The organism is Rhodococcus erythropolis R138, assembly GCF_000696675.2.
Classification (GTDB): Bacteria; Actinomycetota; Actinomycetes; order Mycobacteriales; family Mycobacteriaceae; genus Rhodococcus_F; species Rhodococcus_F erythropolis.
On sequence record NZ_CP007255.1, the window covers coordinates 2,669,480 to 2,687,726 of the forward strand.

Sequence of the window (18,247 nt, forward strand, 5' to 3'; positions counted from 1 at the left end):
ATCTCCTCAATTAAACAGTTTGTCAGACAAGCAGGCAAGGGGTGGTAGCGTCGCGGCATGGATACGACTCCGTTGTCGCGCATGCCGCTCAGCCTTGCCGTGTCGGGAAGAATCCGTGCTGCCATACTCGACGGCTCGCTTCCCGTCGGCGAGGCGTTGCCGACCGAACAGGAACTCGCGCAGACCTTCTCGGTGGGTCGATCGACGGTGCGCGAGGCACTTCGTGTCCTGCAAGCACAGGGATTGTTGACCGGCGCGGACACCACCTCTACTGCCAGGCCTCGGGTGACGCACGAGCACACCGCCGATTCTGCGGCCACCGCTCTCAGTACGGCACTGCAAGTGGGCGCGGTTCCGCTCGGCGATCTTGTCGAATTGCGAGTGCTGCTCGAAGCTGCTGCGCTGCGAACCGTCACCGCCGTGCCAGAGGACGCCCGGGCTGCGATCGAGCGAATGCGCATCGCAACCCGGGCCGACGACTCGGTCGCATTCCACGACGCCGACGTCGACTTTCACGTTGCGCTCGCCGGAGCGGGCGGAAACAAGGCGTTCGGGTTGGTCATGACGGTTCTCCGCGACAGCATCGCCGGCTACCTGCTGAGCGAACTCGACTCGCGCGAGAACTCGGCGGCCACGCTCGGCGCACTGCTGGCCGAGCACGAGGGTATCGCCGACGCGATCGAGCGCGGCGCAGCTGACGAGGCCGCCGATTTGGTCGAGCGCCATGTGCGCGGATTCTACGAAGGACGAACGGAATGACCACGAGTATCGATCTGTTGGGTGAACGCTTGCAGAAAGCGGTGGGGGACAGGGCGACAACCGATCCCGACCGAATGGGCGCGTACGTCCGGGATCAATCACTGCTCACTGCAGCCGGAAGGCCCGCCGCGCTGGTCAAGGCGAAGACGGTCGACGACGTCGTCGCGGTTATGACGGTGGCGCACGAACTCTCCGTTCCGGTGGTGACACGAGGGGCAGGTACCGGGTTGGCCGGCGCTGCCAATGCGCTCGACGGGTGCATCGTCTTGAGCGTCGCGGGCATGGATCGCATTCTCGAGATCGATCCTGCCGCGCGCACCGCCACGGTGGAGCCCGGAGTGATCAATGGTGACCTGGCGGAAGCTGCTGCACAGCAGGGTCTTTGGTACGTACCGGATCCGGGAAGCCGGTCCATCTCGAGTATCGGCGGCAATCTGGCGACAAATGCAGGCGGCATCTGTTGCGCCAAGTACGGCGTCACCGGTGATCACGTCGCGGCCCTGACGGCGGTACTCGCCGACGGGCGTGTGATCCGTACCGGTGCACGGACGCGCAAAAATGTTGCGGGGCTGGACCTGACACATCTGCTCGTGGGCTCGGAGGGAACGCTCGCGGTCATCGTCGAAGCCACGATGCGGTTGCGTACGGCGCCCAGTGCCGCGACCACCGTCGTCGCCTTCTTCGATTCCGCGGAGTCCGCGATCGATGCCGTCCTCGCCGTGTCGGCAGTGGCCGAACCGTGTCAGATGGAGTTGATGGACGACGTCACCATGGGCGCGGTCAATCGGCTGACGAAGATGGGGCTGGACGAATCGGCCGGGGCGATGCTGCTCATCCAGTGCGACGGTAGGTCGGCGGCCGCCGAGGCAGCGGACTGCGCCGCGGCGTGCGAAAGTGCCGGGGCTCGAGAGGTTTTCCACACCGACGATCCGGTGGAAGGTGAAGAGTTCACTGCCGCCCGCCGGATGGCGTTGCCAGCTCTCGAGGCGTTGGGCACGGTACTTCTCGACGACGTCGCGGTGCCGGTGCCGGCGTTGCCGTCCATGTTGGGATGCATTCGTGAAGCGGCCGATCGCCACGGTGTCACGATCGGAACCTTCGGCCACGCCGCCGACGGCAATCTTCACCCGACCATCGTGTTCGACGCTGCCGAATCGGGAGCGCAGGATCGTGCGCGCGGAGCTTTCGACGACATCGTTGCCGGCGCACTGGCGTTGGGCGGAACGATCAGCGGTGAACACGGTATCGGGGTTCTCAAAGCGCCGTACATGGCAGATATGGTCGGCGAGACCGAACGCCAGTTGATGCTTGCGGTGAAGGCCGCATTCGATCCGAAGAGCATTCTCAATCCCGGACGGGGTATCTGAGCGCTTCGTCCGACCCTCACTCGTCGGAAATTGCGCTACCAGACGAACTTGTTGCTGCACGACGCTTTTTCGAGTGACGATGGCCGTCATGAAGTTGCTGATGCTCGGAGGGACACGGTTCCTCGGCCGTGCCTTCGTCGACGACGCCCTGGCACGGGGCTGGGAAGTGACAGTGCTCCATCGGGGGCTCACCGGAGCGCCACCACCTACCGCGGAGGTTCTGTTCGCGGATCGCACCGATCAGCGATCGATGGTTGAGGCGCTCGGTGATCGTCGATGGGATTTTGTCGTCGACACCTGGTCGGGTAGCCCCCGAGTGGTCGGTGAGAATGCACGCGTCTTGCACGGTCACGTCGACCGGTACGCATACATCTCCAGTGGATCCGTCTACCAATGGGGCTTGCACGTGGACGAGGGCTCGCCGGTGGTTGCCGCATCTGCGACGTCCGATGACAACAGCGATTACGCGTCCGCCAAACGCGGGGCCGAACTCGCTGTCCTGGAATCCTTCCCGGACGCGCTGCTCGCGAGGGCAGGGTTGATCCTCGGCCCGCACGAGGACATCGGGCGGTTGCCGTGGTGGTTGCAGCGCACCGCTGAGGGCGGACGCGTCGTTGCTCCCGGAGCGCCGACCAGACCGTTGCAGTACGTCGATGCCCGCGACATCGCATCTTTTGTCCTGTCCGGACTGGCGGCCGAAATCAGCGGGACATACGACGTCATCAGTGCGTCCGGGCACACCACTACCTCCGGGCTCCTCGAGGCGTGCATGGACGCCACCGGTTCGGGTGCGGAGTTGGTGTGGATCGACGAGGACCGACTTGCAGCAGCGGGAGCGCAACCGTGGACACAACTGCCGTGTTGGGTCCCGCAAGAGGGCGAGTTCGCGGGTTTCCTCGAAGCCGACACTGCCAAGGCGGCGCGGGCAGGGTTGCGGTGCCGTCCCGTCGAAGACACCGTGCGCGATACCTGGGAATGGATGCAACGGGAAACTCTGCCGACCCAGCGGGAGGATCGTGCGGTGCACGGCCTTCCATCCGAGATCGAAAAGGAACTACTCTCCGCCGGACAGTGAAACGAGTCTGGCCCGGTTCGCATTCGAACCGGGCCAGACTCGTGAAAGACGATCGATCAGGCGTACAGGTCGCTGATCTTGGTCTTGTGAGCTTCGTGAATGATGTTGCGCTTGAGCTTGAGCGTCGGCGTCAATTCACCGGTCTCCTGGGTGAAGTCGACCTCGAGGATCGTGTACTTCTTGATCTGCTCGGGGTTGGAGACCTTCTTGTTCGCGTCGGCAACGGCCGAGTCGATCTCGGCGATCAGGTCGGCGTTCTTCACCAGATCCGCGATAGCGGTGCCGGCGGGCAGGCCGTTGCGCTCGACCCAACCGGGCAGAGTCTCCGGATCGAGGGTGATCAGTGCACCGATGAACGGCTGACCGTCGCCGACGACGAGGCACTGGCTGATCAGAGCGTGCGCACGCAGGGAATCCTCGAGGCCTGCCGGTGCGACGTTCTTGCCTCCGGCCGTGACGATGATTTCCTTCTTGCGCCCGGTGATGGAGACGTAGCCCTCGTTGTCGATCGATCCGAGGTCGCCGGTGTGGAACCAGCCGTCGACGATCGATTCGGCCGTCGCCTTGTCGTTGTGCCAGTAGCCGGCGAACACGACCGGGCCCTGCAGGAGGAGTTCGCCGTCCTCGGCGATCCGTGCTGCATGGCCGTTGATCGGCTTGCCGACGGTGCCGACGCGCTGCGCGCTCGAGGTGTTGACGGTGATTGCGGCGCTGGTCTCGGTGAGTCCGTAGCCCTCGTAGATCGGGATGCCGACGCCGCGGAAGTAGTGGCCGAGACGCGCGCCGAGGGCTGCGCCACCGGAGACTGCACGCTCGCACTCGCCGCCCAGAGCTGCGCGCAACTTCGAGTAGACGAGCTTGTCGAATACCGCATGCTTGAGCTTGAGTGCCAGCCCGGGGCCACCCTTTTCGAGGGACTCGCTGTATTCGATGGCAGTGGCGGCAGCCTTGTCGAAGATGCTGCCCTTACCGCCGTCGACTGCCTTCTGGCGAGCCGAGTTGTACACCTTCTCGAACACGCGCGGTACCGAGAGGATGAAGTTGGGCTTGAAACCGGCGAACTGCTCGAGGAGCGTCGTCAGATCCGACGTGTGGGCGACGGTGACCTTGGCGTCGAAAGCGCCGAAGGAGATCGCTCGCGCGAATACGTGGGCGAGCGGCAGGAACATCAGCGTCTTCTTGCCGGGGACCATCGACTCCGGCATCGCCAGGCGGCAGGCGTTGGACTCGGCGTAGAAGTTGGAGTGCGTCAGCTGGACACCCTTGGGGCGTCCGGTGGTTCCGGAGGTGTAGATCAGGGTCGCGGGCGAGGCAGCGGTGACCTGGTGACGACGAGTGTGCAGTTCTTCGTCGGTGATTGCCGAACCGCGACTGGACAGCTCGTCGATAGCACCTGACTCGATGACCAGAACCTCGCGGAGGGCTTCTGCACCGTCGGTGACTTCCTTGTGAGTCTCCGCGTGCTTGGCCGTTTCGACGACCAGAAGTGTTGTCGCGGAATCCTCGAGGATCCACTGGGCCTGATCAGGGGAGGAGGTCTCGTAGATCGCGACGGTGCATCCGCCGGCAGTCCAGATGGCGTAGTCGAGAACGACCCACTCGTAGCGAGTTGCTGACAGGATAGCGACGCGGTCGCCGAGCTCGACGCCCGAAGCGATCAGGCCCTTGGCAACTGCGGAGACCTGCTTCGCGAATTCAGCTGCAGTGACGTCGACCCATCCACCGTTCGACGGCCTCTTGAACGGCACGAATGTGGGGTCTTCTTCGGCGTGACGGAACACGGAGTCGGCCATGGATACGTTCTCCGGAATTGAGAACGACTGTGGAACTGAGAACTCGCGCACTATTGACCCCTCCAGTGACTACTGACATTTCTGATGTGCATTGCATCACATTAGTCGTCATTTTGCACTGTCGTTACTATTCGGTAGAACTGGTCGGGCGCTGACCTGCAGTTTAGTGTGACCGCCTGTTTACAGGTACTCAGGCGACGTGTTGGAGCATGCGGCCGTGCACGGACAACCACCGGCGAATTGCGTAGTCCAATCGGTCCGGATCCACTCCGAGTTGCTCTGCAGTAGCTGCAAGGATCTCCGAGGTGTCTCCTGACAACTCGGTGGTGCCGAGTGTTGCGCTGATGAACGTGTCGGCAGCGGTACCCAGATCGGTGTGTGGAATTCCGGCCAACATCAACAGGTGGGCCCAGGTCACTTCGGAACCGTCTCCGCAGGCGTCCACCCAGGCAAGGTGAACCGCATCGAGAGCGTTGTCGGAATCGGCAGCAGAGAGCAGGTCCTCGACGCTGTTGATCCGCAAGTGATGGAGTTTTTCGGCGACCTGTTGGATGTGACGTGCCTCGATCGGGACACCCGTCGCCGTGTAGCGACGCTTGTACGAGCCGATCTTGCCTGCCCACTGGTCCGAACTCCCGGCTTCCTCGAAGGTGCGGAGTAGTTCGCGTGCGCCGTCCGTGACGGGTTTGTCTTCGCGGGCTTTCCGGTAGGCCAGGTAGCGATCTACGACGGTCACTTCGCTGTGACCCGACGTGGACTGAACGGATTCGATGATGCACAGGGCGAGGCTCTGTCGATAAGCGTCTGACGCAACCCAGGCGGAAGGGTCGCCCAGGCGGTCACGGCACGCAGCTGCGACGGCGTCGACGGTATCGGTCGAGATGGTCACGGTTCCTCCAGAAAGCCGAATTCTTTTTGTTCCATTTGGGCTATCGGCACCGAGGAGCGAAATGTTGCACACATCACAAATTCTCAGAGATCTCTTGGACTGCGCTCAGGCTGGAGGGGTGTCCTCTCAGGCGAGGAAGGTCAGCACTTCGTCGTCGCTGAGTTGATGAAAGTCCTCGAATGCAGCACCGACGCCGCCCAGCAGGGCAGGAACGAAGGGGCAGACGACCCGATCGGCTGAGCACGCGATCACTCTCATTGCTTCAGGGGAGGCAACTGGGACAGCGACGATGACGGATGCAGCACCCGCGGTGCGCGCGCAGCGGCAGGCAACGGCGGCACTCGCACCCGTGGCCATTCCGTCGTCGACGATCACTGCGGTGCGTCCGTGGAGGGAAACCGGGGTCCGTCCCTCGCGCAGGAGTCGCGCTCGCCGTTCCAATTCGGTTCGTTCGTCGCGTTCGACGGCGGCGAGTTCACTTTTCGAGACGCGAACCGCTGCGATGACGTCGTGATTGAGGACCCGCACGCCACCCTCACCGATGGCGCCCATCGCCAGTTCCGGGTTGTACGGACTGCCGAGCTTGCGCACCACCACGATGTCCAGCGGAGCGTTCAGTGCCGCAGCCACCTCGGCTGCGACCGGTACTCCGCCGCGTGGGAGTCCGAGAACGACAGGCTTGTCGAGACGCAAAGACTCGAGCCGCCCGGCCAGAAATTTGCCGGCGGAAGATCGATCCCGATACTGGGTCACTGCGTTGTCCTCGAGAAGCTCGAACCCCGACCTGTTCGACGCTACCCGCTGCAGGTCACCGCGACGAGACCGTGAACCTCCGCAGCGCGAGAGCGGGATTCTTCTCGCGTACTTCGGCGATGCGAGCGGCCGAAACAGTCGCGGCGGCAACCCCGACCTGCTCGCCCAGTGAACACATCACGACGCCCATCGGGTCGACGATCATGCTGGCACCCGCGCCGCCGCGCGCGCTCTGGTCAGCCGCTGCGATGTACATCGTGTTCTCGATGGCCCGGGCGCGTACGAGAGTGGTCCAGTGGTCTTCCTTGAGTGGCCCGGGCACCCACTGGGCGGGCAGGAGCAGGATGTCCGCGCCGACGTCGACTATGCGCCGGGTGACTTCCGGGAAGCGCAGGTCGTAGCAGGTCTGGAGGCCGAAGGTCAGGCCGTCGCACCCGAAAGTCTGCGGTTCCGTGATGTCGCCGGCACGGATCACGGCCGACTCCTGGTAACCGAATGCGTCGTAGAGATGCAGCTTCCGGTAGGTCGCCACCAGTTCGCCGTTCGGGTCCATCGCGACGAGGGTGTTGGAGATTCTGCTCACGTCGTCGATCCGCTCGTTCATTCCCGCTACGAGGAAGATTCCGAACTCCGCGGCGACCGCCGCCAATGCCGAACCGAATTCGCCGTCCAGGTCCTCCGCGGACTCGATCAGTCGTTCATCCGTCTTCGGTGCGGTGAACATCGAGTATTCCGGCGCCACGACAACTTTCGCGCCCCGTGCTGCTGCATCGGAAGCCAGTGATCGCAGTGATTCGAGGTTGGCTTTCTTGTCCGTCCCCGGGGCGAATTGGGCAATCGCGACAACGGTCTGGGCGGGGGTGGCAACGGTGGCTTCGGTCATGCTCCATACGCTAGGCGAAACCCGCTGGGAGGGTGGATCTGTCGTAAATGCACCCCCGGTATGTCGTCGTGTCTATACTCTATCCGCTAAACTGCTGGTCAAATGAGTGATATTGAGCGTGACCCCGAACCCCCAACATTTGCCGACCTCGACATCGATGATCGGGTACTGAAGGCACTGTCAGACGTGGGCTACGAGTCGCCCTCGCCCATTCAGGCTGCCACCATTCCGCCGCTGCTCGAAGGCAAGGACGTCGTCGGTCTCGCACAGACCGGTACCGGCAAGACCGCAGCCTTCGCAGTTCCAGTCCTGTCGCGGATCGACACGTCGATCAAGCAGACCCAGGCGCTGGTGCTTGCTCCCACGCGTGAGCTGGCGCTTCAGGTTGCCGAGGCATTCGGCAAGTACTCCGCGCACATCCCCGGACTCAACGTGCTGCCGATCTACGGTGGCCAGAGCTACGGCGTCCAGCTGTCCGGCCTGCGCCGCGGCGCACACGTCGTCGTCGGTACCCCGGGTCGTGTCATCGACCATCTCGAAAAGGGCACCCTGGATCTGACCAATCTCAAGTACCTCGTTCTCGACGAGGCCGACGAGATGCTCAAGATGGGGTTCCAGGAGGACGTCGAGCGCATCCTCCGCGACACCCCCGGCGACAAGCAGGTCGCCCTGTTCTCCGCAACGATGCCCGGCTCGATTCGCCGGATCTCGAAGCAGTACCTGAACAATCCGGTCGAGATCACCGTCAAGTCCAAGACGTCGACCGCCTCGAACATCACGCAGCGCTACATTCAGGTTGCTCATCAGCGCAAGCTCGATGCACTGACCCGAGTCCTCGAGGTCGAGGCATTCGAGGCGATGATCATCTTCGTCCGTACCAAGCAGGCCACCGAAGACCTGGCGGAGAAGCTGCGGGCCCGCGGGCACTCGGCTGCCGCGATCAACGGCGACATCGTCCAGGCACAGCGTGAGCGGACCATCGGTCAGCTCAAGAACGGCGCCCTCGACATCCTTGTCGCGACCGACGTTGCCGCTCGAGGCCTCGACGTCGATCGAATCTCCCACGTCGTCAACTACGACATCCCGCATGACACGGAGTCGTACGTTCACCGCATCGGTCGTACCGGCCGCGCCGGTCGTCAGGGTGACGCGTTGCTGTTCGTCGCTCCGCGTGAGCGTCATCTGCTCAAGTCCATCGAGAAGGCGACGCGTCAGCCGCTTGCGGAGATGCAGCTTCCCAGTGTCGACGACGTCAACGCCCAGCGCGTGGCCAAGTTCGGTGACTCCATCACCGAGAGCCTGGCCTCGGAGAATCTCGCGATGTTCCGCAAGATGATCGAGGACTACGACCAGGAACACGATGTTCCGCTCATCGACATCGCTGCCGCTCTGGCGCTGCAGTCGCGCGACGGCGAAGCATTCTTGCTTTCTCCCGAGCCGCCGGCACCGCCGCGTCGTGAGCGCGAGCCGCGTGAACCGCGTCCCCCTCGTCGTTTCGACGACGGCCCGGCTCCTCGCTCGCGTGGACCCGAGGGCCAGGAGTTGGCTGCATACCGCATTGCAGTCGGCAAGCGTCACCGCGTCGTTCCGGGTGCCATCGTCGGTGCCATCGCCAACGAGGGTGGACTTCGTCGAAGCGACTTCGGGCACATCAGCATTCGCCCGGATCACAGCATCGTCGAGCTGCCGGCCGACCTCTCCAACGAGACTCTCGAAGCTTTGCGTCGCACACGCATCTCCGGCGTCCTGATCCAGCTGCAGCCTGATTTCGGCCCGCCGCAGGGACGTCCGAGTGGCCGTGGCGACCGTGGTGGCCGGGACGATCGCGGTGGACGTGACGACCGCCGCGGTGGCGGACGCGATCGCTACAACGACTGACCTACAGCTTCAACGACTGACATAAAGACTGAAACAGGCGCTGCCCTCCGCGAGGAGGACAGCGCCTGTTTTCTGTGTGGGGGGGCAAGGCGCTGCGCGGTATCAGATCGGCGTCGGTGCGAGGGCGCCGTTCTTCCGGGCGTTGGTGTCGAACTGCGTGCGGTACAACTCGGCGTAGCGGCCACCGCGCGCGAGCAGTTCCTCATGGTTGCCGCGCTCGACGATCTGGCCTGCTTCGACGACGAGGATCAGGTCGGCGGAACGGATCGTCGACAACCGGTGAGCGATCACCACCGCAGTCCGCCCGGCGAGTGCTTCGCCGAGTGCTTCCTGAACCGCGGCTTCCGACGTCGAGTCGAGATGCGCAGTGGCCTCGTCCAGGATGACGACGCGAGGCTGGGCCAGGAGCAGTCGTGCGATGGTCAGGCGTTGACGCTCGCCGCCCGAGAGGCGGTAACCGCGTTCACCCACCACTGTCTCCAGTCCGTCGGGCAGCGACGCAACCAGGTCGGTGAGCCGTGCTCGCTCCAGAACCTCGCGCAGATCTTCGTCGGTGGCATCCGGTCGCGCAAGGAGCAGGTTGGATCGAAGGCTCTCGTGGAACAGGTGCCCGTCCTGCGTGACCATGCCGACGGTCTCGCGGATGGAATCGGCACTGAGGTCGCGGACGTCGACGCCGCCCAACTCGACCGAACCGGAGTCGATGTCGTAGAGGCGCGGAATCATCTGCGCCACGGTCGACTTTCCGGCGCCGGATGTGCCAACCAGGGCGACCATCTGCCCTGCTTCGGTGCGGAAAGACAGGTCGTGCAACACGTCCTCGCCGCCGCGGGTGTCGAGGATCGCGACTTCCTCCAGAGAAGCTAGTGACACCTTGTCGGCAGACGGGTAAGCAAAAGTGACGTTCTTGAACTCGACGGACACCGGGCCCTGCGGCACCGTGCGTGCATCGGGCTTCTCGGTGATGAGCGGCGCCAGATCGAGAATCTCGAATACCCGCTCGAAGCTGACCAGGGCGCTCATGACATCGACCCGGGCGCTGGCCAGTGCGGTCAACGGTGAGTACAGCCGCGTCAACAACAGTGCCATCGCCACGACGGCGCCTGCGTCCAATTGTCCGCGCAGCGCGTAGAAGCCGCCGAGTCCGTAGACGAGGGCAAGAGCAAGTGCCGAGACCAGGGTCAGCGCTGTGACGAAGACGGACTGCAGCATTGCGGTCCGGACTCCGATGTTGCGCACACGCCTGGCGCGAACCGCGAACTCCGCCGACTCTTGCGACGGGCGGCCGAACAGCTTGACCAGAGTCGCGCCGGGAGCGGAGAACCGCTCCGTCATCTGGGTGCTCATGAGCGAATTATGGTTGGCTGCTTCACGATTGAGTGCTGCAAGTTTTGCGCCCATGCGCCGTGCGGGGATGACGAAGATCGGGAGAAGTAGCAGCGCGAGGACGGTGATCTGCCAGGAGATCCCGAGCATGACGATCAGCGTGATCACCAGGGTGACCAGGTTGCTGACAACTCCGGACAAGGTGTCGCTGAAGGCGCGCTGAGCGCCGATGACGTCGTTGTTGAGACGGCTGACCAGTGCTCCGGTTCGAGTTCTGGTGAAGAACGCGATGGGCATCTTCTGGACGTGATCGAAGACGGTGGTGCGCAGATGCAGGATCAGGTCTTCGCCGATGCTGGCCGAGAGCCACCGGGTCAACAGGCCCAGAGCGGCTTCGAGAAGTGCAACCAGTGCGATCAGGGCGGCAAGTTTGACGACCACGTCGACGGCGTCGCCGCCGACTATCGCGTTGACCACGCGCCCGGCCAGGACGGGTGTTGCCACGGCAAGCGCAGCAGTGACGACACTCAGTACGAGGTACCAGCTGAGGTTGCGTTTCTGTGGAACTGCGAACGTCGCGATCCGCTTCAGTGTCGCCTTCGAGAACGGGCGCCGATCTTCTTGCGCGTGCATCGCGTTGTACATCGCGTTCCACGCGGTGACTTCCATACTCATGACTTCGCCCCTCCGGTCGCCGGCCACGAAGATTACGTGGCCGGTACGACACGAAGGTAGAACCTCAACCAAACTTCAGGTCAAGTGCGGCCTCAGCGGGCCACGTCGACCACCACTCGCGGAGGGTCGCTGAGCGTCGTGACCGTGAACGGCTGCTTCTCGGTCACGCCGATGAACGACTGGGTGACTCCCTCGAAGACGTTGGACCCGTTGACCTCGGTCACGACTCCGCCGACGCCGGGGACCGGGTTGGGGCCGGAGTACTGCTCGACTCCGCTGTCGAAGGGGTAGGCGGAACCGTCGATCAGGACCTGGATCACTGCGGCACCCTTGATGTCCACGGGCTTACCGCTGCCTTCCTGTGTCGCCGCGTCGACGTACTTGACGCGCCATCCGGGTGTGCCGGTTCCGCCCATTTCGTAGACGACGCGATCGAATCCGTCGTGCTCGCCCACTCGGATGTCGACGACGGTGAGCTTGGATTCGGTGCCCGCAGCCGACGTCTTGTCGGAGCTGTCCGTCGGGACTGGTTCTGTGGTCGACGCTGCTGCACTCGAGGTCGAGGTGACGGCCGAGGTGGCTGCCGTGGGAGTGGTCTCCGCGTCCTGCGAACAGGCAGTCAGGCTCACGCCCACTGCGATGGCAGCGACAGCGGCAAATGATCTCGTCCGGTTCGTTGTCATGACTCGATCGTAGGGCTCGCGTTATCGGGATCCGCGGCGGCGGTGCCCGCAGTTACCTAACCGATATCGCCGTCGACGTAGAGCCACTTGCCTTCTGTTCGCGCAAATCGACTGCGTTCGTGGAGCGTTCCCCGCTCGCGCCCGAATGCGTAGTGAGCGCGAAATTCCACGACGCCGTCGGAATCGAACAGCCCGCCCCGTTCGGTGTCCAGGATCTCCAACCGGAGCCATGTCTGGTCGGGGTCGAGATCGAGTTCGGTGGGGCGATGGTCGGGATGCCAAGTCTGCGTGAGATATTCGTCGTCCATCACAGCGAAGGCCGTGTAACGCGAACGCATCAGGGTTTCGGCAGTCGGTGCGTGCGCTTCACCGCTGATGTACTTTCCGCAGCATTCGGCCAACGCGTTGCCGCTGCCGCACGGGCACGGATCGGTCGGATTGGGTGTGGTGGGGCGGCGCGAAGTCACCGCCCCATTACAGCACGCGAACTCAGACCAGTTTGTGTTCGCGGTTGTCCCAGTACGGTTTGCGGAGGTCGCGCTTGAGGATCTTTCCGGTGGGATTGCGGGGAAGGATCTCGACGACGTCGATACTGGTCGGGCACTTGAACTTTGCGAGGCGTTCCTGTGTGTAGGTGATCAGTTCGGCTTCGTCGATCTGCGCTTCGGCAGTGAGAACCACGACTGCCTTGACGGTTTCACCCCAACGGTCGTCGGGAACGCCGATGACCGCGACCTCGGCGATTGCCGGATGCTCCACCAGTACTCGTTCGATCTCGGGGGAGTAGACGTTCTCGCCGCCGGTGATGATCATGTCCTTGAGGCGGTCCTCGATGAAGACGAAGCCGTCGGAGTCGGCGCGGCCCATGTCGCCGCTACGCAGCCACCCATCTGCGGTAATCGTTTCGGCCGTCGCCTCGGGCTTGCCCAGGTATCCGGGAGTGCACTGTTCGGATCGCCACCACAGTTCGCCGGTCGTTCCGGTGGGCACGTCCTCGAGCGTGACGGGGTCCACCACACGCATCTCGACGCCTGGGATCGCCGTGCCTGCTGATGCCATGCGCTCGACCTGCGACTCGTCGCGGTGAACGTCCGGCATCAACGCGGTAATGACACCTGCCATTTCGGTCATGCCGTAGACCTGGACGAATTCGGTGTCCGGCCAAGCCGCGAGGGCTGCTCGCAACAACGGAAGGGGCATGGGGGCGGCGCCGTAGGTAATGCGTTTGAATGCCTTGAAGGCGGCGACGGCCTGCTCGCCTGCGGCCAGGACTCCGGCAATGACCGGTGGGACGAGAAAGGCGATGTTGGCTCCGGCGGCGAGACCGGCGAAGATCGACGGTCCGTCGGCTTCTCTCGTGAAGTAACAGCGCCCACCGGTGTGAATTGCCATGATGGCGTAGCACGTTCCGCCGACGTGAAACATCGGCATCGCGATCAAGAATCGGTGATCCTCGTGGGCCGGCAGGATTTCGAGCACATTGTTGCTGTGCGCGAACAGGTTTCGATGCGTGAGCTGTACGCCTTTGGGCCGACCGGTCGTCCCGGAACTGTAGAGAACCAGAGCGGTGGCATCGGGGCTCACCTCGGGGCGGGAGTGCAGCGGTGTGACCTCGTCGATCCACGGTTCGAACTCGTCGTGTTCCCCGCCGACGGCGAAGATCGATTCGACGGCCGTCAAGCGGTCGCGCATGGCGACGATCTGGGGGAGTAGTTCGCTGCCGACAAACAGAATGCGAGCGCCACAGTCCGCGAGGACGTAATCCAGCTCTTCGCCCGAAAGTCGCCAGTTGGGAATGACATTCGCGGCGCCGAGCAGTGAGGCGGCGTAGGTGACTTCGAGGCAGGACAGATGATTCTTGTCGACGAACGCGACAGTGTCGCCGGCGCCGATGCCGGATTCGGCGAGGGCGGCGGCGATACGCAAGATGCGGTCTCGCCACTGGGCCCACGTGTATTCGGTCCCTTGGAAGGTCATCGCTGCTTGATCAGGCTTGACCGTCGCCCAGTGCTCTAGCCGATCGAAAATGATTCCAGCGGTGGCGTCGGACATTCGGCCGCCTCTCTCGTGTGATTGGTGTCACAAGGTTAATGTGCGCCCGGTCTTCGTATCGCTGTTTCTCGTCAATGCGCACAAGCAGAGAGAGCACATTCCCGCGACCCTGACCGGCTCGGCTGCAGATATCAGGGTGGTCCCCGATGGCGAGCGCGCCCGACACCCGACAGGATGGAACCAACCATTGCGGGCGTCCGTGTTTTCACGGGCGCCCGTCACGCCCACAAGTAGTACCGAAGTGAACAGGAAAGGCGATCATGAGTTCGCACGCCCAGGATGTCGCGGCCCGCGCAGTCGGCCTGTCCAAGACCTACGGCACCGGAGATACCCAGGTGCACGCACTCAGTTCGGTGTCCGCAGATTTCGCCCGCGGTGAGTTCACGGCGATCATGGGGCCGTCCGGTTCCGGTAAGTCGACGCTGATGCATTGCCTCGCCGGTCTGGATTCCGCAAGTTCGGGTTCCGTTCTCATCGGCGACACGGAACTCACGACGCTTTCCGACAAACAGATGACCCAATTGCGACGCGATCGCATCGGTTTCGTTTTCCAGGCGTTCAACCTGGTGCCGACGCTGACGGCGCTCGAGAACATCACGTTGCCGCTCGACATCGCGGGACGCAAAGCGGACCCGACCTGGCTGAACAGCGTCCTGACCAAGCTGGGTCTCGGGGATCGCCTCGATCACCGGCCGGGAGAGCTCTCGGGTGGTCAGCAGCAGCGTGTGGCGTGTGCGCGTGCGCTGGCGGGTCAGCCGGAGATCATCTTCGGCGACGAGCCGACCGGAAACCTCGATTCGAAGTCCTCCGGGGAGGTGCTCTCGATCCTGCGGGCGGCCGTCGACGAGTTCAACCAGACCGTGGTGATCGTGACGCACGATCCGCGGGCAGCGGCGTATGCCGACCGAGTGGTGTTCCTCGCGGACGGCAAGATCGTCGACGAATTGCGCGAACCTACGGCGGATTCGGTCCTCGACCGGATGAAGCGTCTGGACGCTCCGCAGGCGGTCGTGAACGTGGAAGCCGGGGCTTGAGCACATGGCTTCGGTAAGCAACTCGCCGATGCGCAAGGTTTCCCTGCGCAACTTGGCGGCACACAAGGTGCGACTTGCGCTGACGGTTCTCTCCGTGGTGCTTGGCACGGCTTTTGTCGCGGGGTCGTTCGTTTTCACCGACACCCTCCAGAAGACTTTCGATTCGATCTTCGAGAACACCGCCCAGGGCGTCGACGTCCGGGTATCGATGGAAGAGCGCAACACCAGTGGCGTTCCGGTCGAGGATGTCGACAAACTTGCCGCAGTCGACGGCGTCCGAGCGGTAGCCCCGGCCGTCAGTGGACAGATCGTCCTGATCAACGCAGACGGCGGCGCTGTTCAGACCGGCGGCGCGCCGAGTATCGGTCAGTCCTACCTACCGCCGGGCCAGGCGATTGCCGAACCCGACACCTTCGTCGAGGGCGCGCCTCCGACGCAGACCGGTCAGGTCGCGCTGAACACCAGCGCCGCCGAGCGAGCCGGACTGAAGGTGGGGGACTCCGCCAAGGTTCTGGCACCGGCCCGCGGAATCGTGGACGTGACGTTGTCCGGCATCTACGAGGGGGCGGGCAGTGACACCGGCGGGTTCATCGGCGCGCTCTTCACCGACGAGCAGGCCCGTGGACTATTCACCGACGGCCAACACGTCGAGTACATCGACGTCGCGGGCGACGGGGTGTCGCAGACGGAACTACAGCAACGCGTCGAGCAGGTTTTCCCCGATCTCAAGGTGCAGACCGGCGACCAGGTTCGTGAGGAGACCAAGGCCGAGGTCGACTCGGCGCTGAGCTTCATCAACTACTTCCTGTTGGCGTTCGGCGCGATTGCTCTGCTCGTCGGAACGTTCATCATCTACAACACCTTCTCGATGATCGTGGCGCAGCGTCTTCGTGAGCTGGCGCTGCTGCGTGCGATCGGTGCGAGCCGAGCGCAGGTCGGCCGTTCGGTGGTCACCGAGGCGCTCGTGGTCGGACTCATCGGCAGCATCATCGGTCTGCTCGGCGGTATCGGTCTCGCCTACGGATTGCGCAGTCTGCTCAACACATTCGACGTCGGTCTGCCGGAAGGCCCGCTCCAGGTGGGTGCCCGCACGATCATCGTCGCGTTGGTAGTCGGCGTCGTCGTCACGACGCTCAGCGCTTACGCCCCGGCTCGTCGTGCGTCGAAGATCCCGCCGGTAGCGGCCATGCGTGAGGAGTTCGCCTCTACCGGTGACTCACTGCGAGTGCGGACGTTGATCGGTGCGATTCTCGGCGTGATCGGTGTGGCACTGCTCGTGTTCGGCTCTCGCGGTACCGGTGGTGGGGCTGCGTTGATAGTCGGACTCGGTGCGTTCTCGTTGATCATCGCGGTTCTTCTCGGGGCTCCGGCGCTGTCGCGACCGATCGTCGGTGCGCTCGGTGCCGTGTTCGCCAAGCCGTTCGGCGCCATCGGGCGATTGGCCCGTACCAATGCGGTGCGTAATCCTCGCCGTACGGCCGCAACGGCATTCGCGCTGACTCTCGGTCTGATGCTGGTGACGGTCATCGGAGTGTTCGGTTCCTCGGCCAAGGCGAGCATCAATGCTCTTGTGGACGTGGGTGTCTCGGCCGACTACATCCTTACCGGTCCCAACGCGATCGGTGTGCCGCGAGGTGCGGCCGACGCGGTCCGGCAGGTACCCGACGTACAGAGCGCGACGTCCTTGCACGGGGTGCGCGCGAAGGTCGACGGTGAGGACGAGCAGGGTGCTTCGTTCGACGGACCGATCGAAGGCGTGCTCGAGTACAAGATCCTCGAGGGCACGGTCGATCTGACCGGCAACAACATGCTCGTCTCGAAGTCGACTGCGGATGACAAGGGCTGGACTGTCGGCTCGACCCAGACGTTGACCGGTCCTGGCGGCGTCGAGTACCAGACCGTTGTCGCGGGAGTGTTCGAGGACAACCAGCTGATCGGCTCGTGGATCGTCTCGGACGAGGCGTACCGGAAACTGATGCCGGCCGAGAGTCTCCCGGACTTCGTGGTGCTGGTGAAGGCGAAGCCGGGTGCGGATCTGACCACGCTGCGATCCGAGCTGGAAACGGCCACGGAGAAGTACGTCGTCGTCCAGGTGCAGGATCGTGAGGAGTTCAAGGGAACTCAGGGCCAGCAGATCAACACCTTGTTGGCGATCCTCTACGGACTGCTTGCACTCGCGGTCGTGATCGCAATCCTGGGTATCATCAACACCTTGGCACTGTCGGTGGTCGAGCGGCGACGAGAAATCGGAATGCTGCGAGCTGTCGGCATGCAGCGCGGACAGATGCGACGCACGATCTACCTCGAGTCGGTGCTCATCGCGGTGTACGGCGCGGCGGTCGGAGTTGTTCTCGGCATCGCGTTCGGTTGGGCCTTCGTGAGCACTCTCGCGGATCAGGGCCTCGACAAGATCACGATCCCGTGGGGTCAGGTGGTCGGAATGCTGATCGGCTCGGGTGTGGTCGGTGTCTTGGCGGCGCTGTGGCCGGCCAACCGAGCGGCCAAGACGAAGCCGCTGGAGGCGATTGCAGACATGTAGGGCCTTCGGCCCCGTGCGCACTTTTGGTAGCGGAAGCAGCCGAAAGTGCGCACGGTACCGTTGCCACATGAGCACCCTTCAAGAAGTCGGCGAACGTGAATCCTGGCGCTGCTGGCTGTGTGACGAACCGGTCGATCCCGACATGTCCGTCAATGATCCGCGCGGCCCGAGCATCGACAGCATCAACACCGCGAAAAAGGGTGGCAAGACAAAAGGTGGCGTCGAACGCTTGGCGCACCGCGCATGCAACACCAAGAAGGGTGCGGTCAAACCTGTTGTGGAATGGCCGGATCGGCTGTTCGTCGTGGATCCCGCCCCGATCATCGGGGTCGTGGAGCAACTCGAGCGCAAGGGTGGCCGCGTCGCCGTCGCTCGCTGCCCCGGCAAAGACGACGCCCAGGAAGCGTCGGACTGGCTGATCGACCGGTTGTCACGTTTGGCTCCGTCGCTGAACGTGGAAACGAGCATCGACGCCGCGGGCGGGGGTTACCTGTTGGTCCTCAAAACCGTGTAGTAGCTCGGTTCCGAGTGCCGTCTTTCG

At 63.7% G+C, this 18,247-nt stretch carries 15 protein-coding genes; 7 read left to right on the top strand and 8 right to left on the bottom strand.

Features of this window, described 5'->3' with window-relative positions:
- Positions 1-57 precede the first annotated feature (57 nt).
- The 3 genes from H351_RS12585 (at position 58) to H351_RS12595 (ending at position 3,201) form a co-directional block, all read left to right on the top strand.
- Positions 58-759 carry a FadR/GntR family transcriptional regulator gene (locus H351_RS12585; RefSeq protein ID WP_029255790.1) on the top strand — a complete coding sequence of 234 codons (702 nt, stop codon included), beginning with the start codon at positions 58-60 and terminating at the stop codon, positions 757-759.
- On the top strand, positions 756-2,126 hold the full coding sequence (locus H351_RS12590) for an FAD-binding oxidoreductase (RefSeq protein ID WP_029255789.1): 1,371 nt from the start codon (positions 756-758) through the stop codon (positions 2,124-2,126). Before H351_RS12585 ends, H351_RS12590 begins: the two co-directional genes overlap by 4 nt.
- An 88-nt stretch (positions 2,127-2,214) precedes the next feature.
- A complete protein-coding gene (locus H351_RS12595; protein ID WP_029255788.1) occupies positions 2,215-3,201 on the top strand; it encodes an NAD-dependent epimerase/dehydratase family protein in 987 nt (328 codons plus the stop codon).
- A gap of 56 nt (positions 3,202-3,257) precedes the next feature.
- Here H351_RS12595 and H351_RS12600 read toward each other — a convergent pair whose 3' ends face one another.
- From H351_RS12600 to H351_RS12615, 4 genes are all read right to left on the bottom strand, one after another.
- Positions 3,258-5,045, bottom strand: a complete 1,788-nt coding sequence (locus H351_RS12600) for an AMP-dependent synthetase/ligase (protein WP_019749307.1) — start codon at positions 5,043-5,045, stop codon at positions 3,258-3,260.
- Positions 5,046-5,184: 139 nt separating this feature from the next.
- Positions 5,185-5,883 (bottom strand): hypothetical protein, encoded by a 699-nt coding sequence (locus tag H351_RS12605; RefSeq protein WP_029255787.1) that lies wholly within the window; start codon positions 5,881-5,883, stop codon positions 5,185-5,187.
- A 126-nt stretch (positions 5,884-6,009) separates the two neighbouring features.
- Positions 6,010-6,636 (bottom strand): phosphoribosyltransferase, encoded by a 627-nt coding sequence (locus H351_RS12610; RefSeq protein ID WP_029255786.1) that lies wholly within the window; start codon positions 6,634-6,636, stop codon positions 6,010-6,012.
- A 55-nt stretch (positions 6,637-6,691) separates the two neighbouring features.
- Positions 6,692-7,519 (bottom strand): carbon-nitrogen hydrolase family protein, encoded by an 828-nt coding sequence (locus H351_RS12615; protein ID WP_020908425.1) that lies wholly within the window; start codon positions 7,517-7,519, stop codon positions 6,692-6,694.
- Between the two features lie 102 nt (positions 7,520-7,621).
- On the opposite strand from H351_RS12615, the gene H351_RS12620 reads away from it, so the two are divergent.
- A complete protein-coding gene (locus H351_RS12620; RefSeq protein ID WP_003945121.1) occupies positions 7,622-9,397 on the top strand; it encodes a DEAD/DEAH box helicase in 1,776 nt (591 codons plus the stop codon).
- A 102-nt stretch (positions 9,398-9,499) separates the two neighbouring features.
- Here the strand turns inward: H351_RS12620 and H351_RS12625 are convergent, their stop codons facing one another.
- From H351_RS12625 to H351_RS12640, 4 genes are all read right to left on the bottom strand, one after another.
- A complete protein-coding gene (locus H351_RS12625) occupies positions 9,500-11,398 on the bottom strand; it encodes an ABC transporter ATP-binding protein (RefSeq protein ID WP_029255784.1) in 1,899 nt (632 codons plus the stop codon).
- Between the two features lie 92 nt (positions 11,399-11,490).
- Positions 11,491-12,081, bottom strand: a complete 591-nt coding sequence (locus tag H351_RS12630; protein ID WP_019749302.1) for an AMIN-like domain-containing (lipo)protein — start codon at positions 12,079-12,081, stop codon at positions 11,491-11,493.
- A 56-nt stretch (positions 12,082-12,137) separates the two neighbouring features.
- On the bottom strand, positions 12,138-12,548 hold the full coding sequence (locus H351_RS12635; protein WP_029255783.1) for a YchJ family protein: 411 nt from the start codon (positions 12,546-12,548) through the stop codon (positions 12,138-12,140).
- 22 nt (positions 12,549-12,570) lie between these two features.
- Positions 12,571-14,133, bottom strand: a complete 1,563-nt coding sequence (locus H351_RS12640) for a long-chain-fatty-acid--CoA ligase (RefSeq protein ID WP_020908422.1) — start codon at positions 14,131-14,133, stop codon at positions 12,571-12,573.
- Positions 14,134-14,393: 260 nt separating this feature from the next.
- On the opposite strand from H351_RS12640, the gene H351_RS12645 reads away from it, so the two are divergent.
- The 3 genes from H351_RS12645 to H351_RS12655 all read left to right on the top strand — a co-directional run bounded on the left by H351_RS12645 (position 14,394) and on the right by H351_RS12655 (position 18,220).
- Positions 14,394-15,167, top strand: coding sequence for an ABC transporter ATP-binding protein (locus tag H351_RS12645; RefSeq protein ID WP_003945134.1), 774 nt, complete (start codon positions 14,394-14,396; stop codon positions 15,165-15,167).
- 4 nt (positions 15,168-15,171) lie between these two features.
- Positions 15,172-17,706, top strand: a complete 2,535-nt coding sequence (locus tag H351_RS12650) for an ABC transporter permease (RefSeq protein WP_019749299.1) — start codon at positions 15,172-15,174, stop codon at positions 17,704-17,706.
- Between the two features lie 67 nt (positions 17,707-17,773).
- A complete protein-coding gene (locus H351_RS12655) occupies positions 17,774-18,220 on the top strand; it encodes a hypothetical protein (protein WP_020970172.1) in 447 nt (148 codons plus the stop codon).
- Positions 18,221-18,247: the final 27 nt, after the last annotated feature.